Annotated in this window: 30 protein-coding genes; 7 read left to right on the top strand and 23 right to left on the bottom strand. The window is 31.4% G+C overall.

Annotation, left to right across the window (positions count from 1 at the left end; genetic code table 11):
• Positions 1-12 precede the first annotated feature (12 nt).
• A complete protein-coding gene (locus Q0958_RS15035) occupies positions 13-885 on the top strand; it encodes a hypothetical protein (RefSeq protein WP_299124492.1) in 873 nt (290 codons plus the stop codon).
• 10 nt (positions 886-895) lie between these two features.
• Positions 896-1,693 (top strand): hypothetical protein, encoded by a 798-nt coding sequence (locus tag Q0958_RS15040; RefSeq protein WP_299124494.1) that lies wholly within the window; start codon positions 896-898, stop codon positions 1,691-1,693.
• A 92-nt stretch (positions 1,694-1,785) separates the two neighbouring features.
• On the opposite strand, the gene Q0958_RS15045 is transcribed toward Q0958_RS15040, so the two are convergent.
• Positions 1,786-2,550: a UDP-2,3-diacylglucosamine diphosphatase gene (locus Q0958_RS15045; protein ID WP_299124496.1), complete on the bottom strand. Its 765-nt coding sequence runs from the start codon at positions 2,548-2,550 to the stop codon at positions 1,786-1,788.
• 94 nt (positions 2,551-2,644) lie between these two features.
• Here Q0958_RS15045 and Q0958_RS15050 point away from each other — a divergent pair, with 94 nt between their 5' ends.
• On the top strand, positions 2,645-3,091 hold the full coding sequence (locus tag Q0958_RS15050; RefSeq protein WP_299124498.1) for a nucleoside deaminase: 447 nt from the start codon (positions 2,645-2,647) through the stop codon (positions 3,089-3,091).
• Here the strand turns inward: Q0958_RS15050 and Q0958_RS15055 are convergent.
• On the bottom strand, positions 3,088-3,573 hold the full coding sequence (locus Q0958_RS15055; protein ID WP_299124500.1) for a methylated-DNA--[protein]-cysteine S-methyltransferase: 486 nt from the start codon (positions 3,571-3,573) through the stop codon (positions 3,088-3,090). The two genes, Q0958_RS15050 and Q0958_RS15055, sit on opposite strands and share 4 nt — an antisense overlap.
• A complete protein-coding gene (locus Q0958_RS15060) occupies positions 3,566-4,330 on the bottom strand; it encodes a TatD family hydrolase (RefSeq protein ID WP_299124502.1) in 765 nt (254 codons plus the stop codon). Before Q0958_RS15060 ends, Q0958_RS15055 begins: the two co-directional genes overlap by 8 nt.
• Before the next feature lie 76 nt (positions 4,331-4,406).
• On the opposite strand from Q0958_RS15060, the gene Q0958_RS15065 reads away from it, so the two are divergent.
• Complete coding sequence (locus Q0958_RS15065) at positions 4,407-4,889, top strand: retropepsin-like aspartic protease (RefSeq protein ID WP_150899318.1); 483 nt, start codon at positions 4,407-4,409, stop codon at positions 4,887-4,889.
• A 212-nt stretch (positions 4,890-5,101) separates the two neighbouring features.
• The gene (locus Q0958_RS15070) at positions 5,102-5,317 is read left to right on the top strand and encodes a hypothetical protein (protein WP_150899317.1); all 216 of its coding nucleotides are present in this window, start codon (positions 5,102-5,104) and stop codon (positions 5,315-5,317) included.
• Positions 5,318-5,380: 63 nt separating this feature from the next.
• Here Q0958_RS15070 and Q0958_RS15075 read toward each other — a convergent pair whose 3' ends face one another.
• Positions 5,381-6,568, bottom strand: coding sequence for a pyridoxal phosphate-dependent aminotransferase (locus tag Q0958_RS15075; RefSeq protein WP_175578678.1), 1,188 nt, complete (start codon positions 6,566-6,568; stop codon positions 5,381-5,383).
• Between the two features lie 26 nt (positions 6,569-6,594).
• A complete protein-coding gene (locus tag Q0958_RS15080) occupies positions 6,595-7,686 on the bottom strand; it encodes an acyl-CoA desaturase (protein WP_299124508.1) in 1,092 nt (363 codons plus the stop codon).
• A 145-nt stretch (positions 7,687-7,831) separates the two neighbouring features.
• Between Q0958_RS15080 and rsmG the strand changes: the two genes are divergently transcribed.
• Positions 7,832-8,461, top strand: coding sequence for a 16S rRNA (guanine(527)-N(7))-methyltransferase RsmG (gene rsmG, locus Q0958_RS15085; RefSeq protein ID WP_150899315.1), 630 nt, complete (start codon positions 7,832-7,834; stop codon positions 8,459-8,461).
• Between the two features lie 48 nt (positions 8,462-8,509).
• Here rsmG and Q0958_RS15090 read toward each other — a convergent pair whose 3' ends face one another.
• The 5 genes from Q0958_RS15090 to chrA all read right to left on the bottom strand — a co-directional run bounded on the left by Q0958_RS15090 (position 8,510) and on the right by chrA (position 12,527).
• Complete coding sequence (locus Q0958_RS15090) at positions 8,510-9,136, bottom strand: protein-tyrosine-phosphatase (protein ID WP_299124510.1); 627 nt, start codon at positions 9,134-9,136, stop codon at positions 8,510-8,512.
• An 11-nt stretch (positions 9,137-9,147) separates the two neighbouring features.
• Positions 9,148-9,615 (bottom strand): DUF6428 family protein, encoded by a 468-nt coding sequence (locus tag Q0958_RS15095; protein ID WP_150899313.1) that lies wholly within the window; start codon positions 9,613-9,615, stop codon positions 9,148-9,150.
• Between the two features lie 49 nt (positions 9,616-9,664).
• The gene (locus Q0958_RS15100; protein ID WP_299124513.1) at positions 9,665-9,994 is read right to left on the bottom strand and encodes a metalloregulator ArsR/SmtB family transcription factor; all 330 of its coding nucleotides are present in this window, start codon (positions 9,992-9,994) and stop codon (positions 9,665-9,667) included.
• Positions 9,995-10,097: 103 nt separating this feature from the next.
• Positions 10,098-11,330, bottom strand: coding sequence for a DEAD/DEAH box helicase (locus tag Q0958_RS15105; RefSeq protein ID WP_299124515.1), 1,233 nt, complete (start codon positions 11,328-11,330; stop codon positions 10,098-10,100).
• 75 nt (positions 11,331-11,405) lie between these two features.
• On the bottom strand, positions 11,406-12,527 hold the full coding sequence (gene chrA, locus Q0958_RS15110) for a chromate efflux transporter (protein ID WP_150899310.1): 1,122 nt from the start codon (positions 12,525-12,527) through the stop codon (positions 11,406-11,408).
• Between the two features lie 309 nt (positions 12,528-12,836).
• On the opposite strand from chrA, the gene Q0958_RS15115 reads away from it, so the two are divergent.
• Complete coding sequence (locus Q0958_RS15115; protein ID WP_299124517.1) at positions 12,837-13,454, top strand: YceI family protein; 618 nt, start codon at positions 12,837-12,839, stop codon at positions 13,452-13,454.
• A 134-nt stretch (positions 13,455-13,588) separates the two neighbouring features.
• Here Q0958_RS15115 and Q0958_RS15120 read toward each other — a convergent pair whose 3' ends face one another.
• The 13 genes from Q0958_RS15120 to Q0958_RS15180 form a co-directional block, all read right to left on the bottom strand.
• Complete coding sequence (locus Q0958_RS15120) at positions 13,589-14,365, bottom strand: hypothetical protein (protein ID WP_299124519.1); 777 nt, start codon at positions 14,363-14,365, stop codon at positions 13,589-13,591.
• A 115-nt stretch (positions 14,366-14,480) separates the two neighbouring features.
• Positions 14,481-14,828 (bottom strand): hypothetical protein, encoded by a 348-nt coding sequence (locus Q0958_RS15125; protein ID WP_299124521.1) that lies wholly within the window; start codon positions 14,826-14,828, stop codon positions 14,481-14,483.
• 56 nt (positions 14,829-14,884) lie between these two features.
• The gene (locus tag Q0958_RS15130) at positions 14,885-15,670 is read right to left on the bottom strand and encodes a hypothetical protein (RefSeq protein ID WP_299124523.1); all 786 of its coding nucleotides are present in this window, start codon (positions 15,668-15,670) and stop codon (positions 14,885-14,887) included.
• A gap of 195 nt (positions 15,671-15,865) precedes the next feature.
• Positions 15,866-16,918, bottom strand: coding sequence for a nucleotide-binding protein (locus tag Q0958_RS15135; protein ID WP_299124526.1), 1,053 nt, complete (start codon positions 16,916-16,918; stop codon positions 15,866-15,868).
• Between the two features lie 524 nt (positions 16,919-17,442).
• A complete protein-coding gene (locus Q0958_RS15140; RefSeq protein ID WP_299124528.1) occupies positions 17,443-17,826 on the bottom strand; it encodes a hypothetical protein in 384 nt (127 codons plus the stop codon).
• A gap of 193 nt (positions 17,827-18,019) precedes the next feature.
• Complete coding sequence (locus Q0958_RS15145; RefSeq protein WP_299124530.1) at positions 18,020-19,042, bottom strand: DUF4240 domain-containing protein; 1,023 nt, start codon at positions 19,040-19,042, stop codon at positions 18,020-18,022.
• A gap of 160 nt (positions 19,043-19,202) precedes the next feature.
• Positions 19,203-19,607 carry a hypothetical protein gene (locus Q0958_RS15150; protein WP_299124532.1) on the bottom strand — a complete coding sequence of 135 codons (405 nt, stop codon included), beginning with the start codon at positions 19,605-19,607 and terminating at the stop codon, positions 19,203-19,205.
• Positions 19,608-19,713: 106 nt separating this feature from the next.
• Positions 19,714-20,145 (bottom strand): hypothetical protein, encoded by a 432-nt coding sequence (locus Q0958_RS15155; RefSeq protein WP_299124533.1) that lies wholly within the window; start codon positions 20,143-20,145, stop codon positions 19,714-19,716.
• Positions 20,146-20,279: 134 nt separating this feature from the next.
• A complete protein-coding gene (locus tag Q0958_RS15160; protein ID WP_299124535.1) occupies positions 20,280-21,104 on the bottom strand; it encodes a hypothetical protein in 825 nt (274 codons plus the stop codon).
• A 143-nt stretch (positions 21,105-21,247) separates the two neighbouring features.
• Entirely contained in the window at positions 21,248-21,655 is a 408-nt protein-coding gene (locus Q0958_RS15165; protein ID WP_299124537.1) for a hypothetical protein, read from the bottom strand.
• Between the two features lie 70 nt (positions 21,656-21,725).
• Positions 21,726-22,268, bottom strand: a complete 543-nt coding sequence (locus Q0958_RS15170) for a DUF2199 domain-containing protein (RefSeq protein WP_299124539.1) — start codon at positions 22,266-22,268, stop codon at positions 21,726-21,728.
• Between the two features lie 58 nt (positions 22,269-22,326).
• Positions 22,327-22,866 carry a hypothetical protein gene (locus Q0958_RS15175; RefSeq protein ID WP_299124541.1) on the bottom strand — a complete coding sequence of 180 codons (540 nt, stop codon included), beginning with the start codon at positions 22,864-22,866 and terminating at the stop codon, positions 22,327-22,329.
• A 64-nt stretch (positions 22,867-22,930) separates the two neighbouring features.
• Positions 22,931-23,209, bottom strand: coding sequence for a hypothetical protein (locus Q0958_RS15180; RefSeq protein ID WP_299124543.1), 279 nt, complete (start codon positions 23,207-23,209; stop codon positions 22,931-22,933).
• Between the last annotated feature and the right edge of the window lie 43 nt (positions 23,210-23,252).

The following is a 23,252-nucleotide window of genomic DNA, read 5'->3' on the forward strand; positions in this document are numbered from 1 at the left end:
TTTACAGAAGAAATGAAAAAAATAAAATTATCTATATATATATTGTTGCTTTCACTAGGGTTTGTTTCTTGTGAAAGTGAAACAACCGATCCTGTAGAGGGAATTGCTACGGCTACCGAACAAGTTGTTATCGGTTTTAGTGATACGAATTTAAAAACGAATGTACTGGAAAATGGAGGTACAGCTACTTATCAAATAAGTTTATCTAAACCATTACCAGTAGATGGAGTGGTTGTTTTTGATATTACATCATCAGATGGTTCTACAGAATCTACATCAGGTATAAATGAAGTGTCACATAATGAAGTAAGAATCGCTGCAGGAGAAACATCAGCGAGTGTAACTTTTACATTTTCGGATGATACTGTTGCAGATGCAGAGGAAATATACAGTGTTTCAATAAAAAACCTTAACGTTTCTAAAACTTTAATTAAGCACTTTATAACATTAAATGAAAAGAGTGGTGGAAGAAGTATTAATGTTTACGATACTTTACCTCTTGTAATAGAGGGACCAGTAGGTAATATGGATATTGTATTAGACTGGGCAGGTTCTGAAGATTTAGACTTGTATTTAAGGTCAGAAGCTAAAATTACTTCCACCGTAATTGCTAATAGTTGGTATTCACAACCAGAAAAGGTTACAATTACACAAGCGTTAGCTGATGGAGATTATTTTTTAGGGTTGGATAATTTTGATATTGCAACACCATATAATATTCCGTGTACTTTATCACTTAATTTCTCAGGAGGTAAAAGTGAAGTTCTTTTAACAAGTTTGGAAACCACTGCTACTGCACCAGCAAATGGAGAGCCAGATATTTGGTATAAGATTAAAAAAGAAACAGATGGTAGTAAAGTAACCTACACAGTAATCAAATTATAAGCTAATTAAAATGAAATATATATATAAAATAAGTTCTTTATTAATTTGTGCAATGCTTTTATTGAGTTCTTGTGCAGTTAATGATGATGATGCAATAGTCGTTAAGCAAGTAACGAATATTACAGCAAAAACAGAAGCGAAAATTAAACGTATAATGACTTCTGAAACAAGTTATGATGCGATAATTTCTTTTACCAGTCCAGTAACTAGTTTATCGAGGTTGATATATACATTAGATGGAGAAGAAATGTCTATTGATGCTATTCAAGGAAGTCAAAATGTAACGATTACTGTTGATATGTCAGACCCAGATGTTCATGTTAGAACATTGAAATTAGTAGATTTAAAAATCATAAATGCTAGCATAGATAGTGTAAAACCAGGGATATCTGAAGATTTAAATGAATTAAAGATAATCAAAGGAGAGAATACAGTTGTATTTACTTTTACTTGGAATGATGATAGTGATTTAGATTGTGGTACAATTACTAAAACTCCAGCTGTAACAGGAATAAATCTTTCTACAAGCACAACTTCTACTACTGAGGTAGCTGTTTTGCCTGATAATGTTGCTGATGGAGAATATTTCTTTGCAATTTTACCTTGGACAGTTAATAACAATTCTATTGAGTGTTATGTTAATGTATTAAATGGAACTACAGAAACAAATTATACAGGTAATTTGGTCGGGGCTACTCCTGGAGGGTTCTTTGGGTACACTACTGTTGCTGATTTTATTAAAATAACAAAATCAACAGATGCAGGTACTGGAGCAGTAACTATAAATTTAGAACAAGTTTTATTTTAATAAACAGAACTATGTTTTCATTAAGAAGTCGCCTAAAATTTTAGGCGGCTTTCTTTTTTGAGTATTGTTGTTATAATTAACTATATAACTTTTTATTTATACTCTTTTAAAGATAGTTTTTGATTTTCGAAAACTCCATAGGTAAAATACTTTACCCAATCGCCAGTGTTTATATACTCACTGTTTTCTTGTAGTTTAATTTCTAAAGGAAGATGACGGTGACCAAAAACAAAATAATCGTAATGTTTAGTTTCTAATTTACGTTTGCAGTATTGAACTAACCATTCATTGTCTTCTCCTAAAAATTTAGCGTCATCATCACCTGAAATCAATTTGTTTTTAACCGACATGTAATGACCTAAGCGTACACCTAAATCTGGGTGTAGCCATCTAAACATCCACTGAAAAGGTTTAAAAGTAAAAATCTTTTTCATTCGCTTGTAACCTTTATCACCTGGACCTAAACCATCTCCATGACCAATTAATAATAGTTTGCCGTTAATGGTAAATTCTTGTGGTTCGTGGTATACAGGAATGTCTAATTCTTTCTCAAAATAATCAGTCATCCATAAATCATGATTTCCAACAAAGAAATAAATAGGAATTCCACTGTCTTTAATTTCAGCAAGTTTACCCATAACACGAACAAAACCTTTAGGAACAACGGTTTTGTACTCGAACCAGAAGTCAAATAAATCACCTAATAAAAAAATAGCCTCAGCATCTTTTTTAACTTCATTTAACCAACGCACAAACCTTTGCTCACGTGGAAAGCTAGCCTCAGCTGTAGGGGCTCCTAAATGTTGATCGGATGCGAAATAAACTTTTGTATTCTCAGAAGTGTTAATTGATATCAAACTTGAAATTTTTGGTAAAAATAAGTATTTTAAGCAGAGTCTCTGCAATCAAATTTTATCTACATTTGTTTAAACATCCATTCAAATTATACTTATGAACCCATTTGACGACACTTACTTTATGAAAAAGGCCTTGCAAGAGGCTGAAAAAGCTTTTGATAAAGGTGAGGTTCCAGTGGGAGCAGTAATTGTATTTAAAGATCAAATAATAGCTAGAGCACATAACTTAACAGAGATGTTGAATGATGTTACTGCACATGCAGAAATGCAAGCTTTTACGGCTGCTGCCGATTTCTTAGGAGGAAAGTACTTAAAAGATTGTGTTTTATATGTAACCCTAGAACCTTGTCAGATGTGCGCAGGAGCAAGTTATTGGACACAGATAGGGAAAATTGTATACGGTGCTAGTGAACCTAAATTAGGTTTTAGTGTATTGAATACCAAAATTCATCCTAAAACCAATGTTGTTTCTGGAGTTTTAGAAGAAGAATGCAGCTTTTTATTGAAAAAGTTTTTTATAGAGAAAAGAAACTTAAACTAAAAAAGTGTCTGTTGTTTGCTACCGCTTTCATGTTCTAACAACCATTTTTTTCGCCAAACACCACCAGCATATCCAGTTAAAGAACCGTCGGAACCTATAACTCTGTGACAAGGAATCACAATCCAAATAGGATTTTTTCCATTGGCTGAAGCTACTGCTCTAATCGCTTTTGGATCGCCAATTTGTTTTGTTTGTTCTAAATAGGTTCTACTTTTTCCAAATGGGATGTTTAACAATTCTTCCCAAACCGATTGTTGAAATTCTGTTCCCTGAGGATTCAGTTTTAAATTAAACTCTTTTCTGTTTCCAGAGAAATACTCGTCCAATTGAGCTACGCAATCTTTTAAATGAATTGGAGTCTCAGTTGAGGTTTTTATAGTGTCGTCGTCCAATACAGAAATAGATTGGATTCCGTTTTCATCTCCAACAATTTTTGCTGTACCTATTGGTGTTTTATAATATGCGGTTTGTAAGTTAGACACTAAAAACTTCTTTAGAATTTTGAGTTGTAATTTCGGAAATTTCATCGAAAGTTAACCCGTAAATATCAACTAGTTTATCAATAACATTTGTTATGTAACTACTTTCATTGCGTTTTCCTCGGTAAGGAGTAGGAGCCAAATATGGAGAATCGGTTTCTAAAACAATATGCTTGATTTCAATTTCGTTTAAAAACTTATCAATTTTTCCATTTTTAAATGTAGCTACACCTCCAATTCCTAGTTTCATATTGTATGAAATAGCTTTTTGTGCCTGTTCTAAAGTACCAGTAAAACAGTGAAAAATTCCAAATAAATCATCACCTTTTTCAGTTTCTAATACTTCAAATATTTCATCAAAAGCATCGCGACAGTGAATTACAATAGGAAGCTTTTTTTCTTTCGCCCATTGTATTTGTGTTCTAAATGCTTCTTGCTGTTGTTTTAAAAAAGATTTGTCCCAATACAAGTCAATTCCTATTTCTCCAATAGCATAAAAGTCTCTTTTGTCTAACCATTCTTTTACATGGGCTAACTCTTCTTTGTAGTTTTCTTTAACAGATGTAGGGTGTAGTCCCATCATTAAAAACACATCGTTAGGATAGTTTTTTTCTAAGTCTAACATTCTTTCAGTATAGCTGCTGTCAATTGCAGGAATAAAGAATCGAGAAATACCAGCGTCTTTAGCACGTTGCATCATTTCGTTTCTGTCTTCATCAAATTGCTCTGAGTATAAATGGGTATGCGTGTCTGTAATCATAACTTGTTAAAGGACTTTTGAATAGTCTAAAGGTGATTTGTATTGTTGTATCTTTGTGGCGACAAAAGTACGAGAAATGGCAAGTTTGAAAAAAGTATTAAGAAAAAAGAAATATATCAAAGTAAAACTTAAGAAGATTGTAACCAATCACCTTGAGTTAAATGCTGAGATTAATGGTGTAAAGGGTAAATTTATTTTAGATACAGGAGCTTCTAATTCTTGTGTTGGATTAGACCTGATTGAGCATTTTAAACTAATTTCTGAAGAAAGCGAAGTGAAAGCTGCAGGTGCCGGTGCTACTGATATGGAGACACAAAAGTCTGATAATAATTCTTTAAAAATAGGGAAATGGCAAACCAATCAATGTAATTTGGTATTATTTGATTTAACCCATGTAAATACAGCTTTAACGCAACATGATGCTGAAAAGGTTGATGGAATTATTGGTGCCGATATTTTAGAAGCTGGAAAAGCTTTTATTGATTACGATAAGAAAGTACTTTATTTAAAAAAGTTGAAAAAAAAGAAAAGAAAAAAGCTAATTAAGGTTCCTTTTTAGTCACTGTTTTTTGTTAAAAAAGGTTAAAATTTAATTTTTTTTACGCGCTTTTTTTCGAGAATAGTATCGATTTCCGTAAACCATATTTACTGAGTTTTGATTAAAATTCACCCTTCATTTTTACGATTTTTAAATGTTAATGAATTTTAAACTGGTGTAACAAATGATTTTATTGACCGTCATATTTGTGTAATCAATTTAAATCAACAACCATGAAATCATCAGTAAATAATTTAGTTTTAGAAAGAGGAATTTTAACGTCCGCATACAAAAGAGAAATTCAACAAAACATCTGTACAATGAAGGCTCAGTCTTTATATGGAGTAAAAAGCCGATTAAAGTCTCGAGGAACAAAATTGTCAAGTGAAACAGGAGCTATTTTAAAAGTATCAATGTTTGTATTAGCTTTAGTAGTAATTGTTTTTTAATAAAAAAATCTCACCACATTGCTGTAGTGAGATTGTATATGAATAAATAGGATGTTTTAATTCTTAGCTTAAAACTTCTTTAATTCTTTTAATAGCTTCACGTAACTGTAATTCAGAAGCGGCATAAGATAAACGAATGCAATTTGGTGCACCAAAAGCTTCCCCCGTTACAGAGGCAACATTAGCTTCTTCTAATAATAACATAGAAAAGTCGTTAGCATTGTTAATTTGCTTTCCTCTAATAGTTTTTCCAAAGAAAGCAGAAATGTCTGGGAAAATATAAAAAGCACCTTCTGGTACATTTAATTTAAATCCTTCAATTTCACCTAATAAATCTAAAACCATATCTCTACGTGTTTTAAATTCATCAACCATGTATTGTACTTTGCTTGGTTCTGCTAAAACAGCTGTAATTGCAGCTCTCTGAGCTATACAGTTAGTTCCTGAAGTAATTTGCCCTTGCATTTTAGTACAAGCCTTAGCAATCCACTGAGGAGCTCCAATAAAACCAATTCTCCATCCTGTCATAGCAAATGCTTTTGCCAATCCGTTTACGGTAATAGTTCTATCGTACATGTTTTCTATAGCAGCAAAACTAAATGGTTTTGTACCGTAGTTAATGTGCTCATAAATTTCATCAGATAAGATATATATCTGAGGGTGTTTTTCTAAAACCTTAGCTAATGCTCTGTATTCTTCTTCGCTATAAATAGATCCACTAGGGTTATTTGGCGAGTTAAAGAAAATCATTTTAGTTTTAGGAGTAATAGCAGCTTCTAATTGCGCTGGTGTAATTTTAAAATCACTATCAATAGATGAAGGGATTTCAACAAATTTAGCTTCACATAAAGTAGCAATAGCAGAATAACTTACCCAGTATGGAGCTGGTAATAAAATCTCATCACCAGGATTTAATAATACCTGAGCAACATTGGCAATAGATTGCTTTGCTCCTGTAGATACTACAATCTGATTTGGAGCATAGGTTAAATTATTATCTCTCTTAAACTTTTCGCAAATAGCTTCTTTTAATTCAACATATCCATCAACAGGAGTGTATGAATTGTAATCTTGATTAATAGCTTCAATTGCTGCGTCTTTAATAAAGTCTGGAGTGTTAAAATCTGGTTCTCCTAAGCTTAAACTAATAATGTCTCTACCTTCGGCTTTTAACTCTCTTGCTTTAGCTGCCATGGCTAAAGTTTGTGAAACAGGTAAACTGTTAATTCTGTCTGATAATTGTTGTGACATTGGTGTGTTGTATAGTGTGTTGTTATTTACGCCAGTTGTGGTTTTTTTCCTAACTCAGCTAAGTGCTTAAAGTGTTCTATAATAGCTCTTCGCGTAGTTTTATACTCGTTATAAGGAAGGTTAAACTCTAAAGCGGTTTCCTTTACAATTTTTGCTAATTTATCATAGTGAATATGAGAAATGTGTGGAAAAATATGGTGCTCTACTTGGTGATTTAATCCTCCAGTGTAAAAGTTAATTAACCAGTTTTTTGGTGCAAAATTAGCCGTAGTGTATAACTGGTGAATTGCCCAAGTGTTTTTCATATTTCCATTCTCATCTGGTAATGGCATTTCTGTTTTTGGAACTACGTGTGCTAATTGGAATACAACACTTAAAATGATTCCTGCTGTATAATGCATTACAAAAAATCCTATTAATACTTTCCACCAAACAATGTTTAATACAGCAATTGGTAATACAATCCATAATGAATAGTATACAATCTTAGAAATTACCAATTTAGTCCATTCAGTAGCTGGATTTGGGAATTCTCCATAAGATAATTTTCTTTTTAAGTAATTGTGCATTTGCTTAATGTCGGTAGTAATTGCCCAGTTAATTGTTAATAATCCATAAAGGAAAATTGAATAATACTTTTGGAATTTATGAATCCATAACCACTGTGCGTGCTTTGAAAAACGAATAATTCTACCAGCATCAATATCTTCATCATGATCTTGAATGTTTGTATACGTATGGTGTAAAACATTGTGCTGTACTTTCCAATTGTATACGTTACCAGCTAAAATGTAAATACTGCTTCCCATTAATTTGTTTAACCACTTTTTGTTTGAAAAAGAGTCATGGTTTGCATCGTGCATTACATTCATTCCAACACCAGCCATACCAACTCCCATAAGAACGGTAAGGGCTAACTTAATCCACTGCGACATATCTACAGTTAAGATTAAAATAAATGGAATTAAGAAAATGGCGAACATTATAATTGCTTTCGAATATAATTTCCAGTTTCCGGTACGTTTAATATTATTTTCTTTGAAGTATGAATTCACACGCTTGTTTAGTGTCCTAAAAAACTTTGCGTTATCTATTCTTGAGAAGTTTATTGTCTTCATTTGTTGTTTGTTTGAACCGCAAAAATAAACGTTTTTACTAGATGGTTATTGCTCAAAGAGAACTTTTTAACAAGAAATATATCTTTTATGAGATAAATGACTATTAAGAATTAGTTTTTTATTTTTGCAGCGAAAAATTCACTTAATGGAGCTTATAAAAAAATATTTTAGCAATTTAACAGAAACGCAACTAGAACAGTTTTCGAAACTTCAAGAGTTATATGAAGATTGGAACTTGAAAATCAACGTGGTTTCTCGTAAAGATATTGATGAATTGTACTTACGTCACGTGTTGCATTCGTTAGGAATTGCTAAGGTGATGCAGTTTAAACCGGGTTCAAAGGTAATGGATGTTGGTACTGGAGGAGGTTTTCCAGGGGTACCTTTAGCTATTTTATTTCCAGAAACTCAGTTTCACTTAGTAGATTCTATCGGAAAAAAGATCAAAGTAGTTAATGAAGTTGTTGAAGGTTTAGGGCTGGAAAACGTAAAAACTACGCACGGTAGAGTGGAGGAAGTAAAAGATACTTACGATTTTATTGTAAGTAGAGCAGTGGCTCAAATGGAAACTTTTGTTGGTTGGACCAAAGGAAAGATTGCTAAAAAGCAAGAGCACGATTTAAAGAATGGAATCCTTTATTTAAAAGGAGGCGACTTAACTGAAGAGTTAAAAAAATATACTTCGGCAACTATTTACAATTTGCCTGACTACTTTGAAGAAGATTTCTTTGAAACTAAAAAAGTAGTACACTTACCTATGAAATACAAAGGATAGTAGTAACGCTATACCTAACAAAATATAAATCTATTAAATAGCTCAGGGCTATTTAATAGATTTAAAAATATATAGCATCTCCGAAGCTATTTCTAAACTTCTTTCAGCATATTTTTCTTTTTCTAAAGGTGTATTATCAAAGGCTTTAGGATCTTCATAAGTAACAGGAACTCTTTTGTTTGCTCCTGCAATAAAAGGACATCCTTCATCTGCTTGAGAACAAGTCATGATGGCACAGAATTCATTTACTGGATTAAACTCATGATCGTACTTTTTAGAAAAACCAATTACTGGCTGCGTGTTTTCTGAAAACTTTACCGCATAAACTGGATTTGCTGTTTCTGATAAACTTTGAATTTTAAATCCTTGCTGCTCCAATGTTGTTACCACATTCTTATTCATAGCCGTTGCTTCTGTTCCGCCCGAATAGCAATAAACATTTGGAATGTTTAGATAGTAAGCCATGGTTTGTGCCCATATTTGCGATAAATGACTTCTTCTAGAATTGTGTGTACAAATGAAGTTTAAATTAATCAGCTCGTTGTTGTTTACACCTTGTTGGATATAATCGATTAACGGTTGTAGCACTTCTTTTCTGTTGTCTGAAATAGTTTCAGATAAATTGACAATTGTTTCCTCTATTTGAGAAAATACGGTTGTTTTTGTTGCTTCCATATTCTTTTCTATTAGCAGCATCCAGAGTTAGGAGCGCATGCCGATTGACTTTGTAATTCTGATAATTTCATCTTTGGCTTTTCTTCAGGAATTCCGCAGTTGTCTTTAGCTAAACAATCGGTTTGTTTGGTCGTTAATAAGAAATTAGTTCCATCGAAATCCAATCCGTATTTTCCAATAGTAGCTCCTTGGTATTCAACTTCAATCTCTAAATCTGGAATGTTTAAAGCTTTTTCTGATAATTCAATAATATGAACCAATTTTTCTGGATGCAATCTATGATCGTAGTCATTGGCGTTCCATAGTTGGAAGTTAACCACTTCTTCGTTTCTAATAGTACCTCCACAATCAATAAAGTTCTTTGTTATTTTACCTACTTCAGTAACATGAAAGTGATTCGGTACTAATTCGCCATTTGGTAATTGAAAAGCGATGGTGTTTAGGTTTGCTAGATGGTTTTTAATTTCTGATAATTTCATATCTGTTATTTTTTAATTGTAATATTACGATGAATAGATGTAAATTTTTTTAGCAGCAACTGTCTAAATTGCTATTAAAGTCTAAAAAGTTATTCAGTAAGGATTTTACTTTTTTCCAGTGCTCCTGATTTATACAGTAGCATACACTAGTTCCTTCTATATTCCCTTTGATAAGGTTTAAGTTTTTTAATTCTTTTAAATGTTGTGATATTGTAGGTTGGGCTAAACCGATTACTTCTACCAAATCGCCACAAACACAAGAATTCATTTTAAACAAATGCTGTAAAATAGCAATACGAGCTGGATGCCCTAATGCTTTGGCTATTTTAGCAAGCTCATTTTGTTCGGCAGTGAATATTTCTGATTTGGTAAGTCCCATTCGTTTAATTATTATATTGCAATATTACGATTAATATTTAAAACGAACACATTTTTAATGATAATTTTTTGTTATCCGTAAGTTATTGTAATCTATAAGAGGTTTAGTACCAACGCTTTTTTCGTTTCTTAGACGCTTCAGATTTACGTCCTTTCTTGTGTTTACTAATGGTATTCGGCTGCTTTTTCTTTTTTGGTTTTTGTAAAGCAAAAGGATGATCTTCAACAATTTTTATAGATCGACCTATGAATTCTTGAATGGCTTTGATGTACGAAGTTTCATCTGCGCTACATAAAGAAAAGGCAATTCCCGATTTTCCAGCTCTACCTGTTCTACCAATTCTATGTACATAGGTTTCTGGAATGTTAGGTAGGTCGACATTAATCACAGCATCTATTTTGCTAATGTCAATACCACGTGCCGCAACATCTGTAGCAATTAAGATATTTACTTTGTTGTTTTTAAAGTTTTCGATGGCTTCGTTACGAAGTGCTTGCGATTTATCACCATGAACACTTGTTGCTTTGTATCCGTTCTTTAAAAGAGTTTTTTCAAGTTTATCTACTCCAAACTTTGTACGTCTGAAAATAATAATACGACCGTTGATAGTATTACGAAGCAGGTGCAAACATAAATCTACTTTGTTCTTTTTTGGCGTATAGTATAATAACTGACCAATGTTGTTTGAAGTACTTTCTGATGGCGTAACCGAAACCGTTTCTGGCTTGTATAACATTGAGGAAGCAAGCTGTGTAACTTTCTCTGGCATGGTTGCCGAAAATAATAAGGTTTGTTTTTTACGTGGACATAGTTCTTCAATCTTCTTCACATCGTGAATAAACCCCATGTCTAACATTAAATCAGCCTCATCTAATACAAAGGTTTTTAATACACGTAAATCAATATCGCCTTGTTTGTGCAAATCGATAAAACGACCCGGAGTAGCAATTAAAATATCGACTCCTTTTGCTAACAACTCTTTTTGAGGTTTAATTGAAACACCTCCATAAATAGCCGTGGTTCTTAAGTTGGTGTATTTGCTGTATGTTTTAAAGTTTTCTTCAATTTGTATGGCCAATTCACGGGTAGGACTTACAATTAATGCTTTAATTTTCTTCGCTCTTTTTTCAGCATCTGGTTCTTTCGCTAAATGATGAATAATAGGCAATGCAAAAGCCGCAGTTTTTCCCGTACCAGTTTGCGCTGCAACAATAACATCTTTCTTTTCTAAGATTATTGGAATCGCTTTTTCCTGTACCAAGGTTGGTTTGTGGTATCTTTCTTCTGTAAGTGCTTTTACAATAGATTTATTAAGCTGTAAGTCTGAAAACTGCATTGATTCTTTTTTGCAAAGGTAGTTTAAATGAAACAACGTTTGGTATTTAATTTACACGTATGTAATAAGGCGTTTTTAGAAAAAAGTTAGTAAGTAGCCTAGGAATGAACCCCCTAGTACTATAAATGCACTGTTTAGCTTTTTAAATCCAAAAACTGTAATTAAACTTAGCAAGGCTATAACAATTGTACGCCAATCGACCAAAGTGTCTTTTGCCATTTCTATACATACCGCAATAATTAAAGCAACTGCCGCCACGTTTACTGCATCTAAAACCGCACGAATGGTTTTAGACTTCCTCATTTTGGGCATTAATGGATTTAATAGCCATACAAACAAAAATGATGGTAAAAAGATTCCAAGTGTTGCCACAACTGCTCCCCATAGCCCATTCATTTGCCATCCTATAAAAGTAGCTGTAGATAAAACGGGCCCTGGTGTTATTTGTCCCACCGCTACGGCATCTATTAAGGCTTGTCTGGTTAACCAACCATTGGCGACTAATTCAGCATCTAAAAAAGCAAACAATACATAACCACTACCATATAAAATTGCGCCTATTTTTAAAAAAGTAAGGAATATTTTAAGGTTACTTAGATTCAATGTGTCGCTAGCTTGATACAGCAACAAAGGCATAATGCTTGGTAGGTTTGTAGCATTTTGTTTTACAAAATAGATGGCTAAGCCCAGCAATCCACAGCCTAGCAACGTAACTATTTCATTAATTCCCAATAAGCAAGCGCCTAATGCTATTGCTCCTATGATGGCTAGTTGGGTGTTTTTAATTGCTTTTTTTCCTAGCCTATAAGCAGCCATTACTATAATGGCTATTACTGCTGGTTTTATACCATAGATAAAGGGTTCTACTTTAGGTAGCTGTCCGTATTCTTGATACAACCAAGCAAAGATTGAAGTGATGACTACTGCAGGAAAAATAAAGCAAAAACCTGCCACTATTAATCCTTTCCATCCCGCTTTTTCATGTCCACAATGCATGGTCATTTCTGTAGAGTTAGGTCCCGGAATTAAATTGGTTGCGCCCATAAGATCTAAAAAGTGTTCTTGGGTCATCCATTTACGCTTTTTAACAACTTCATCTTCCATCATGGCAATATGAGCAGCTGGACCTCCAAAAGCAATGCTTCCTAGTTTAAAAAAGAGCTTTGCTATTTCTTTTAAATCGTTTTTTTGAGACATCTACAATGTTTTGTGCTGTAGTTTTTTTAATGTTCTTACAAATCTAAAGATTTATTATCCAACAATATAGTCGATTTTATATAGTCGCTTTATATTTCTGTGAGTAGGATGTTATTTTCAGTAGAATAAGGAAATTCATCTGTTAACCGACTCGCCAAAGGCTCTCGTTTTCCTGTTTTTCTGCGGTTTTTTAAGGTTTTATGCCTTGTTTTTAGCGTGTTGTAGACTTTACGGAGTCGTTTTTACATTTCATTTACAATAAATAGGGGAGGCTGTGTCTATATTCGTAACTATATAAAACGGATTATTATGAATTTAATTAAAAAGAGTATTGTTTTAGTAGCGGTATTAATTACGGTTTTTGTGATAAGTGGTTATACTAAAAGTACATTGACCGATAAGAAGACTGAAACTGCAAAAGCGGTAAGTCCAACGATTAATTTTTTTGTGACGCATGGGCATTGCAGTACGCCTTTTGCTGGTAAGGTAAACGATTTAAAGGTAGATTATCCTGTGCGATTGGATATGGGAAACCCTTTGGAAGATATGGTGATTTCGTTTGAGGTGGATCCAAATTCGTTTAATGTGTGTAGGGCAGAAGAGTTAACCCCGAAAATTAAAACACCTGGTTTGTTTGTTGGGATTAATAACGAGAAAATTACATTTAAATCTACCAATGTATATACAATGGGAGTAGACTGGTATCAGGTAAACGGTAAGATGTCTATTAAAGGTGTTGAAAAATATGTGAAGTTGTTTGTTACGGGGGTTAGAAAGCCAAACGAGCAAGTAGCAACAACCTTGGTATTAGATGGGCAAGTAAATTTGTTTGATTGGGGAATTGATTATGATTTGATTGTTAATGGAAAGTCGGACAATGTACCTACTAAATGGTTGTATTTGAATATGAAGATTGAGTTAGTATAGAAATATAAAAAAACACTCTTGAAAAAGAGTGTTTTTTGTTCTTTTGATGGTTAGTATAAAAAGCAATACTAAAAAATAAATTTTCATTTTTCAGATAATAGAATAGCTTACCTATGTGTTGGGAACGATTATTCTTATTTTTTATTCTTAATAGTTTTACTTTCTTTTAATAACTGTTTTTTTAATTGCATAATTGTTCCAGATTGAGCATTAACTTTTTTATTCAAAACATTTAAACTATCAATTAATTTTTCTTCCTTGGTAAGAAATTTTTGAATTTGAGTTTTATTTTCTAATTGATTGGATTGATTTGTACTTTTCTCTATTAGAGTACCACAATAAATTGCAAACCCAATTATTCCAATAAAAGTTGTAATAAGTCCGACACTTTGAACTAAAGGTAAATTGCCAATTAATTTTAACAATTTTGAAAGCGAAATATTAGATAGTTGAACAGTTTCGTTTTTCAATCTTTCTATTTCAGTATCTTGTTCTCTTAATTCATCTAAAAGGTTATTTTGGTCAATAATTAATTCATTCGCTTGAGTTATTATTCGTGATGTTTCCTTTGTTAATTTATTATATTCAGATTCGTAATACTTTTCACTTTTTTTGGACTTTAATTCTGCTATTTGAGAATATTCTTCAATTTGCTCAATAAAGGACTCCATTAGTTTTGTAGCTTGTATTTTTCCTTTTGCCATAGTAGATTCCTTAGCAGAAGTAACAGACGTTATAAATTTAATTTTTCCAATATCTAAACATCTGAAATCAACACCACCAAAAATTTCTCTACAATCGTTTTCAACTTTAGATTTCCAAATTAAAGGCTCAAAACCATATTGAGAGATTTCCTGTTTCCTTTTTTCGAAAATTTCTAATGCTTTTTTACTTGGTATTTTTAATTCCAAAATCTATTATTTTAAATTTATATTAGGTTTCGTTTTCCAGTGTTATCGAACTACGTTGATTCTAAAAAGGCTTTATATCATCATGATAAAAACTAAAAACACTCTCTTTGTCATTTCACTTTATTACGAACATTACAACGATTGTAATTAAAATTACTATTCCATAAAATGGTATTAACGTTTTAGACAGAATACCACTACCCCATGTATTTCTATCCTTATTAAAATCTGAGGCATCAAGTGAAAAATCTATATCAGTTTCTTTTGTTTGTGCAATTTTTGTATACAAATCCCTGTATTGTCTTTCCTGAGAAATGTAAAATCCATCTAAAATCCAAAAAATTGGAGTTGGTATGTATGTCAGTAGGACATATAAGCTATTTGAATCTTTTGCTGCTAAAGCAAAAAGTGCAGAAACTAAAGTTATTGTCCATCCTTTAATTAAGAATGAATTACTGTTCATTCTAGTTATGATATTCTGGACGAACTCGAGATGTTTTATTTTTTTTTGGTCCATACTTAAATAATAAATGCTTTGTTAATTGGTTTCATTTTATACAGATTGTCAAGTGCATCATGTGGTTTTTTTGATGTTAGTTTTTTCCATTTCTTAAGATCATTTAAGTTAAAATTAGCTAGATGTGATAGTTCAAGGTCATATTCTACTGTCAATAAGTTTGTGGCACTTTCATTTGTCTGGATACCTTTGGAAAACATCCTTGTTTTTGGTTTTAATCGTTCAGGTGTCTTCTTTCTTATAATTTGGGTAGTCGCTATTTCAGAAAAAATCCACGGAGATTTGGTTCGGCTAATTACTTCATTAGAAGAAATTGAATTTGGGGTATTAAGAAAGAAGATACATTCAGAGTTGTCAATCATTCGGTTTAGCGCGGTTGAAAGCATTAAATTAACATGACTGTTTGAATAATTTCTTTTAGTGTAGTTATATGATTCATCTTCTGTATTTAGGCAATAATTATCATCGATGTTTCGTAATAAATTTGCTGAATAACCCCAAATACAAGAGTCAATAAATGTTTTTATTCCGAACTTATTGAAAAGTATACCCGCTAGGATAATGGCTTTTTTTTTGTCGATGTGGGAATGAGAAAGAAATATATGTGCATCAATTTTAGGAAACCAATTTTCAAGGATTTTTGTGCCACTAAGAGACTGGTTATTCAACATGAATTCATCCAAAGTCTTTTTAGCTTTGGCTTTTGAATCATTATAAATGTTAAATCCATCTTTGTAAAATTTTTCTGGTAGGTCTTCTGGTATTTCAATATTGAATCCTCTATACATTCTTCTTTGGTTTAATTGTAGTTAACATGTTCGTGTATGATTTGTTGCGGTTGTATTTAGCGAAAAGTCAGCAAGTAAATGATACCTGTTAGAAGTTATCCGATGATTTTTTTAACAGGAAAATCAGTTAGCAATGAATTATATACATCGTTACCAAACTTTTTTTCTTGATTTCAAAATTCTGCTAGTATTTCGTTATTTATAGATTTCAGTGATTTCTTTCCCAAGTTTGTATTTCCAATCTGAAGAACTTATATACATTATACCTGAATAATCCGATGGAGTTTCAATTCCGTCTTCTAAAATCACAATAACTTTATCTCTACCTAATTTTCCAATAAAATACCCCGTTTCAAAAATTACATTTTGTCTTGCTCTCGGTTTTAACTTTTCACCGTCTTTATTTAGTTGACCTAAATCATCTTTACTCCAAATAGCAATTGCTAAATCTACAACTGCTTCGTCTTCAAATTTGCCTAAAATTTCTCTGCCTTTACTTGGTTGTTCATGTAGGATAACAGCTTCCTTTTTATAGTCAGTCTCAACAAATCTAGCAACCTCTAATTTCAGCTCATTATTATGTCCATGAACTATAAATATTTTATTCTTCATAATCTTTTTTTCTTTTATAACTATGTCTTTAACTTTTCTATTCTTTATTTTTTTTATTAAAATCTTAAATAATGCATAAGTTTCAGAAAATTTTGAAGAAAGAGTAAACCCATTTCCACTGGTATCAAATTTGCAAAAATTTTGATAAGCTAATTCTGTTTCATCAAAATGTTCACTAAATAATTCTCTTGATTCAAGAAACCAATCGATGTACAGTGCTATATTTTGAGATGAGTTAACTTCACCAGTCATAAAATCTCCTTCATCACTTATTTTTCTGTATTTTTCTGCCTTCTCGATTAATCCATTAATTGTTGAATTTATATCCATATTATTTTCTGAATCCATTCTTTTCGGCATTAAGTATTTATCCAGATACTTTGGGTCGTGTTCTTTATATACAAACTCACTTGGGTTTTTACGAACTTTTGGAAATATTGTGTGAGCAAAATCACTCATTATATAAGTTAGGTTGCCGTTTGATTGGTCAATGGAATAAAGATCATATATTTCTTCTACGTCATAAAACTCGTAATTCAAATACTTTTTATTTGGATAGTATTCTTTTTGCCAATGAGATAAAGTCATTGATGGATTTGAATTATTTTTTTCACCGTCTTTATGTTTTACTCTCATATATTTTCTCAAATGTTTGGTAACTTCTTTGTGTAAGTTTTTTCAGTTGTTTACTTAATGTATCTAGTTATAAAGAACTTTAGGTGTTTTTATACAACTCAAAAATATTCGTTAATTTTTTAAGCCTTCGAATGTAGTTTAAAAAAAGAAGCTAGTTTTACGGAAAACCCTACTTTAAGTAAGGTTTTTCCCTAATTCTTTATGTTTTTAAGTTAAAAATGTAGTTTTTTTCTTTCAGCGAAGTCCGCTGGTGGTTCTGCAGAGTTTCGAGAGTGTCAGCGAAGCTCGTTGGTGGTTTTGCAGGGTTTCGAAAGTGTCAGCGAAGCTCGCTGATGGTTCTGCAAGATTTCAAGAGTATCAGCGAAGCTCGCTGATGGTTTTGTATTGTTTTTATGGGATGTGTGTTATTCTGTGGATAAAGTCAAACTAAAAAACAACCTTGGTTGAGGTTGTTTTTGTTTTTTAATTATCATCAATGATTGGGTATAACTGTAAGTTGCTGTTATACATTGCTATGTGTGATTTTATCCTTGCCATGTTTTTATTTCAACAACTTTTTCTTTTTCAAATTTTAAAATTAAAGAACCTGTATTGATTCCATGCCCAGTTAACCCTAAATAGTAAATAAACTCTGTTTCTGATTCATTAGATGGATTACCAAGCAAGGTTTTTATTTCAATTTTTGATTTTCCTTGAAGATTGTTGTTTTCCGTTAAGTCATGTATCATATTCCATCTAACTCCAAAGGAAGACTCAGTTTCTTTCCAGTTTCTCCATTTAGTACTATTAAATTCAGTTCTGTTTAGATAGTCGTTAATATTAGGTTTTAGGACAAAAAAAGTCACAGTTAGAATATAAATTATTCCGATTCCAAATACAATTTTAACTATATTTTTCAATATTTTCATCTGAGTTTGTTTTCGATTGAAATTTTTAATTCAACCAGTCTTTCAGCAGCGTTCACTGATGGTTTTGTATTGTTTTTATGGGGTGTGTGTTATTCTGTAGATAAAGTCAAACTAAAAAAACAACCCTTTCGGATTTAGCACTAAATTTGACGGAATAGATGTATTGTTCTTTGGAGGTTCATGTTTGCCTGCATTACGTATAATTATTGTTTGGGGCAGTTGTTTTATACTCAAATATTTTCCAAATTTCTGGAAAGTCCTTCTCCAAGTTTTCTTCTTTCCATTGCTTTCCAGTTATTTTTTGTTTTTTAACTCTTATAGGAGTCATTAATTCACTAGTTTTATTTTCATAAACGTTTTCGCCAAGCGAAAACATTTCTTCGAATTGTGGGTCTTCATCAAAGTGTTTTTTTAACTCTGAAACGTTTAAGTTTTTAACATCCTCAAATGTTTCTGGTCCTTTCGAGATAACCCATGCCTTGAAGTAATTAAACGCATCACCTCCACAACCACGTCTTATTATATAAGCCAAAGCCCAAATTTCCCAACGATTTAATTCGTTGTACTTGCTTAAAAAAGTCTTTTGAAATCGTTTTATTTCGATTGGTTTGAACTCCTCCAATTGATTTGATAATTTTTCTATAAAATCAAACTTATCTTCTGACTTTTCACGATTAAGTTTGATTAATTCCCAAAACAGATTTTCGTCAATCTTTCTTTTATCGGTTGTCTTTTTTGGTTTTTGTTTTTCTAATTTATCAACTGTTTCTATCAACTTGTTAGTTTTCTCAATTTCTTGTTTAGCTCCAAGTTCGACAAGTCCTTGTTTGAATCTGTATAAGCCTTCTAAAGTTAGTTTTTGACATTCAAAAGTTTTTTTACTTCCATCCCAGTATTCGGTTATTCTGCCAAACTCTTTGTGCCAACCCCACAAATTTGAAAAACGATGTCTTAATATTCCTTTCCAAAACTTGATGAATTCCTTTTCCAGTTTATTTTCGATTAAATGCTTTTCCAGTGGTTCAAAAAATTCGTTCCATTGTCCAGAGTCCCAATTCTCATGTATGAATGCAATCAGTTCAGAATATCTTTTGTCTTTTATCCAAATGTCTCTTAAGTCCGCAAAAGTTTTCTCGTAATGTTGTTCAGGAAGATTGTTTTTTCTTCTCCATTCATTCAAGTCTCCAGATTCGTCTAAAAATTTTCCGTAACTCAATTTCGTTATGTTTTAATGGTATCCAACTTATTTATATGTGTAATATTATTCCTGTTATTTACCTAATATGTCTGGCTAAACATAGGTTTAGGTGTGTTGAGGAGTAATTATAATCGTCAGTTATGAGGTTAAAGTTATGCTTTTTCACTTGTACATTGTTTTATGTTGGCTTTTCATTTAGGAGTTCTATTATTTTGGGTTGAATTATCCATATTCCAATAGGAAAAAACCAAAACCCTAACATATACCAGCCATACCCTTCTTTTTTATTTCTCAATGTAGTAATGCATCTTGATAAAAAGTAAATTGTGTGAATCATTGTATACATTAAAATCAGATGCAAAGGAATAATTAACCAGACTTTCCAACCATATTGAGTCATGTTTTTAATATTTATTAGATACCCACCTATTGTTGAGAAAATAATTAATAGATATACAACCACAAAACCAATCTGAATTTTAAATCTTTTTAGATTCAATATGGATTTATCATTTAGTTTGTTGTACAATTTCTCTCCAACTTTTAAAGTCCAGTAGGTGAATAGGCATAACCAGATTATCATTAATGTAGGTCCGATTATTGTTTCAGAAAAGATTGATAGAGCGATTATAGACAGAAATATAATCCATGGCTTTATAGTTAGTAGTTTATTCATTTTTGTTTTTTTATTATCGATAACAAATCAATTTTATTCTCTCTTCATTGGTATCAAGAGCAAACTGTCCTACACTTTCTATTAACTCTTGAATTCTTATTAAGTATTGTTCATTTGAAGGTTCATTTGTTACCGCTTTTAGAAAAATCAAATATTCAATTTCTTTAAAAGTCAACCAACCTCCAAGCGAATTGATTCCCTCAAATCCATTTTGCCAATAATCAAATCCGTACGTTGTGCCTTCTTCAAGATAAAGTTCGCCTATCTTTTCATTTTGTACTTTCTTAAATTCAATTTTTTCAATCCAATTCGAATTGTCAACGAGTCTTTCAATCAAACGAACCCATTTTGAGTTTGACATTAGATACTCAGAGAAGCGAACTATTGATTTTTCAATCTCCCGTTCAAATTGCTTATCGTATCTTTTTGCTTTTTTTGTTCTCATTTTAATTGTAGGTAGCTTGTTTGTATGTGGAATATTGTTCCTGTTATTTACCTAATATGTCTGGTTGAGCTGAGCTTTAGGTGTTTTTATAGAATTTAAAATAGCAATTAGAATGGTATTGTATATCGTTATTTTTAATATTCGATTTTTCTTTCCCATACAAAACCTAATTCTCCATTCGAATACCTTTTTTTAGTTATCCAATTTCCTTGTTTGTCATAATTGTATTCCCAATTATTCCAATGTTTTTGTGTTCCATCTTTATCATACCAATATTGTGTTAAGATATTGTTTCGCTGATCATATGTAGAAATAAATTTTGTATAATTCCCATTAGATTTAAATAATTCAGATTCTACTTCATTTCCATTTGAATCATACTTATAAGTTCGAGTGTCTTTTACGGTTCCATCTGAATTATATTTTATTTTTTTAATCACCTCATTTTTAGAGTTGTATTTTAATTCTGTTTTAAAGACTTTATCTGATTTAGGGTTACTTCCAATTCTTGATATTATATTTCCGTTTATGTCGTATTCGTTTTTTTGTAAATAAACTAATTCATTTTTGTTGTTGTAATATTTAAACTCTGTAACGTTTCCGTTATTATCAATTGTTGTAGTATAATATTTCTTTAAGTTTCCTTTTGAATTGTAGATTGTCCCTTTTAATGGATTTCCACTTTTGTCTTTTTGAATTTTGGTAACTTCATAAATGTTACCTTCGCCATCATATTGACCGTATTCAATTATCTTTTCATTATCATCATATACGTAATATCTTTCGAGATGTTCATTTTTAAATGCAGAATCTCGTGGCATTTCTGCATTCCTTTTTGTGCTGTATGATGCCTGAATAGTTTTCTTAATTTTTGAACTCTTTTCCGTGCTTTGGGCACGAATAATAGAAGTTGAATAAATTAATGCTAATAAGAATAAAAATATGTTTTTCGTTTTCATTTTTTAATGTTGTACGTATCTATTAGGGGTTAAAAGTTATCGTTTTGCGTTTTAGAATTGATATTAGTAATTCTGATGGATTTAGAGATAGTTGAATCTGTTGCGATTGTATTTATACATTGGAAGCTTTTGTACTTTTATTTTCATTCATTAAGTAGTTTATCAAGTTTCCATTTCTCAACCTTTTTAATTCTAAGTATTCTTTCAGTAAGTTCAGAATTATAAGAGCATCTAGAGTTATTAAATCCAATCCAGTTAGGAAAGAGCTTTTTCGCCATTTTAAAAATCGATTTGTCGAATTTTTTTGAACGCATAACTCCGACATTATTATCAGGTCCTACAATTAAATTCATTCTATGGTTAAGAACGTATTTAAATGCGTTTTGTAAATGATAGTTTCGACAATGCCACAACCCTTCATCTTCCCAAATAAATGCTCCGGACATTGTTTCGTATTCCATTTTTGGGTTATCAATTCTAGATTCTGTTGGTAATGTTTCTTTATTCCTAATGAAAGTTATCCAAATCCAAATTTTTAAAATAATATTCATTGTAGTTTTTAGTTGGTGTATGAAAGCTAGCTTGTTTAATATGTCTAGTTGAGCAGAGCTTTAGGTGTTTTTATTTGTCGTTTGACTCAAGAACAAGCTTAACAATTTCCATAGCCTTTTGATATGTTATTCCATTCTTTTGGTCAATAGCTAATTGATGATTCTCTTCTGTAATTTCAATTTCAGGGATAACTCCAGCATCTTGTTCAATAGCAATTGACTTTATGTTAATCGTATTTTCGTAGGTTGGGATTTGATTTTGAATCCACCCAAAATATGGTCCGAAATCTTTCCTGTTTTCACTATTCCAACAATCCATTCTGATTTCAAAATTTTCTTGACTTATAGAAGTCCAAATATCAAAATAAAGATCTTCTTTAAAATCTATTATTGGAATAGTTACTCGACCTCTATGAAAGAAATGGGTTTTGTCAATAACACACAAGCTCTTATCCAATTCCACACGTTCTTTAATTTCATTGGGAGGAATAGCGTAGTAATAATCTGGGAACTCAGAACCAAAACATAAGGAGGTTCCGTTATTTTCGGTTTCGCAGCCATTACATTTTATGGGTTCTTCTTTTTCTTTTGTAAATATTTTAAATAGTTTCATTAGCTGTCTATGTCTAGCGTTTAATGGTTTTGTGTGTGGTTAGTTGCAATTTTTTTATCTAATTTTTTTTTAATTTTATAGTCTTTATAACTTCGATTAATTTCAAACTTTTCTCGTTATTCAGATTGTTTCCATAAATAGTAAGTTTGTTATTGTTTTTAAAGTTTTCAAAATAAACCCCGCCTAAGCCTTTTTTTCCTTTTTTTGGAAAAACAATTTTTGCTTTTTTTTCATTTATAGTTTCATAAAGTTCTATTCTGTCTTTATAAAATCCTCTATCCTTTTTAGTTATTGAATCTTTATCCAAAAAAATTACTTCAGATTCTTTTAAGCCAAAACTAAGAATCATTTTTTTCTTTTTCAGAGGAGCGATAATTGGTGGATAATATTTTAAACTATTTGAATACATTCCATAATCCATATAGATTGAATCGTTTTTTTCGGTTGTGATTAATCTTACATATGAATCAGTTCCTTTTAATTGATGAACAGTCCAATTTTTAGGTATTTCTAAACTAAAGTTTAAAAAATTCTCTGTTTTTGATTTAGAGCATGAAAAAAAAGAGTATAGAATTAACAATAATAATATTCTGTTCATTTTTTTATGATTGGTTATGTTAGCTTTATGTGCTTTTATATACTTGAAAACGGTTGTTAGTTTTTTAATTTATTTGAACTTTAAGTTTTGACTCAATTTGATAATCGATGAGTAATTCTATCTCAAATTCATTTTCTATTTTCATATAGGCGAAATTGGTTCGTCCGTATTCACAAATCCGTTTTACTATCTTTCCAATAATGAGAAGTAGTGCTTTTTGAATTTCTTTTTGATATGAGAAAAAATTAGAAGCAATAAGTTTGAATTCTCTATCCAAGTCGTAACTGAAGTTCTTACCTGTAGTGAATTCTATCTTTTCAATATCTTCTAAAAGTTTTTTCATTTTAATTGGAGGCAATTTATTTATATGAGGAGTATTGTTCCTG

Origin of the sequence: uncultured Tenacibaculum sp. (assembly GCF_947499065.1) — a bacterium.
In the GTDB taxonomy this organism is placed as follows: Bacteria; Bacteroidota; Bacteroidia; order Flavobacteriales; family Flavobacteriaceae; genus Polaribacter.

What these genes read in the sequence shown, in the direction of transcription:
- Q0958_RS15035 (WP_299124492.1), top strand. Translation starts at nt 13, where the DNA reads ATGAAAAAAATAAAATTATCTATATATATATTGTTGCTTTCACTAGGG.
- Q0958_RS15040 (WP_299124494.1), top strand. Translation starts at nt 896, where the DNA reads ATGAAATATATATATAAAATAAGTTCTTTATTAATTTGTGCAATGCTT.
- Q0958_RS15050 (WP_299124498.1), top strand. Translation starts at nt 2,645, where the DNA reads ATGAACCCATTTGACGACACTTACTTTATGAAAAAGGCCTTGCAAGAG.
- Q0958_RS15060 (WP_299124502.1), bottom strand. Translation starts at nt 4,330, where the DNA reads ATGATTACAGACACGCATACCCATTTATACTCAGAGCAATTTGATGAA.
- Q0958_RS15065 (WP_150899318.1), top strand. Translation starts at nt 4,407, where the DNA reads ATGGCAAGTTTGAAAAAAGTATTAAGAAAAAAGAAATATATCAAAGTA.
- Q0958_RS15070 (WP_150899317.1), top strand. Translation starts at nt 5,102, where the DNA reads ATGAAATCATCAGTAAATAATTTAGTTTTAGAAAGAGGAATTTTAACG.
- Q0958_RS15075 (WP_175578678.1), bottom strand. Translation starts at nt 6,568, where the DNA reads ATGTCACAACAATTATCAGACAGAATTAACAGTTTACCTGTTTCACAA.
- Q0958_RS15080 (WP_299124508.1), bottom strand. Translation starts at nt 7,686, where the DNA reads ATGAAGACAATAAACTTCTCAAGAATAGATAACGCAAAGTTTTTTAGG.
- rsmG (WP_150899315.1), top strand. Translation starts at nt 7,832, where the DNA reads ATGGAGCTTATAAAAAAATATTTTAGCAATTTAACAGAAACGCAACTA.
- Q0958_RS15090 (WP_299124510.1), bottom strand. Translation starts at nt 9,136, where the DNA reads ATGGAAGCAACAAAAACAACCGTATTTTCTCAAATAGAGGAAACAATT.
- Q0958_RS15095 (WP_150899313.1), bottom strand. Translation starts at nt 9,615, where the DNA reads ATGAAATTATCAGAAATTAAAAACCATCTAGCAAACCTAAACACCATC.
- Q0958_RS15100 (WP_299124513.1), bottom strand. Translation starts at nt 9,994, where the DNA reads ATGGGACTTACCAAATCAGAAATATTCACTGCCGAACAAAATGAGCTT.
- Q0958_RS15105 (WP_299124515.1), bottom strand. Translation starts at nt 11,330, where the DNA reads ATGCAGTTTTCAGACTTACAGCTTAATAAATCTATTGTAAAAGCACTT.
- chrA (WP_150899310.1), bottom strand. Translation starts at nt 12,527, where the DNA reads ATGTCTCAAAAAAACGATTTAAAAGAAATAGCAAAGCTCTTTTTTAAA.
- Q0958_RS15115 (WP_299124517.1), top strand. Translation starts at nt 12,837, where the DNA reads ATGAATTTAATTAAAAAGAGTATTGTTTTAGTAGCGGTATTAATTACG.
- Q0958_RS15125 (WP_299124521.1), bottom strand. Translation starts at nt 14,828, where the DNA reads ATGAACAGTAATTCATTCTTAATTAAAGGATGGACAATAACTTTAGTT.
- Q0958_RS15130 (WP_299124523.1), bottom strand. Translation starts at nt 15,670, where the DNA reads ATGTATAGAGGATTCAATATTGAAATACCAGAAGACCTACCAGAAAAA.
- Q0958_RS15135 (WP_299124526.1), bottom strand. Translation starts at nt 16,918, where the DNA reads ATGAGAGTAAAACATAAAGACGGTGAAAAAAATAATTCAAATCCATCA.
- Q0958_RS15140 (WP_299124528.1), bottom strand. Translation starts at nt 17,826, where the DNA reads ATGAAAATATTGAAAAATATAGTTAAAATTGTATTTGGAATCGGAATA.
- Q0958_RS15150 (WP_299124532.1), bottom strand. Translation starts at nt 19,607, where the DNA reads ATGATAATCTGGTTATGCCTATTCACCTACTGGACTTTAAAAGTTGGA.
- Q0958_RS15155 (WP_299124533.1), bottom strand. Translation starts at nt 20,145, where the DNA reads ATGAGAACAAAAAAAGCAAAAAGATACGATAAGCAATTTGAACGGGAG.
- Q0958_RS15160 (WP_299124535.1), bottom strand. Translation starts at nt 21,104, where the DNA reads ATGAAAACGAAAAACATATTTTTATTCTTATTAGCATTAATTTATTCA.
- Q0958_RS15165 (WP_299124537.1), bottom strand. Translation starts at nt 21,655, where the DNA reads ATGAATATTATTTTAAAAATTTGGATTTGGATAACTTTCATTAGGAAT.
- Q0958_RS15170 (WP_299124539.1), bottom strand. Translation starts at nt 22,268, where the DNA reads ATGAAACTATTTAAAATATTTACAAAAGAAAAAGAAGAACCCATAAAA.
- Q0958_RS15175 (WP_299124541.1), bottom strand. Translation starts at nt 22,866, where the DNA reads ATGAACAGAATATTATTATTGTTAATTCTATACTCTTTTTTTTCATGC.
- Q0958_RS15180 (WP_299124543.1), bottom strand. Translation starts at nt 23,209, where the DNA reads ATGAAAAAACTTTTAGAAGATATTGAAAAGATAGAATTCACTACAGGT.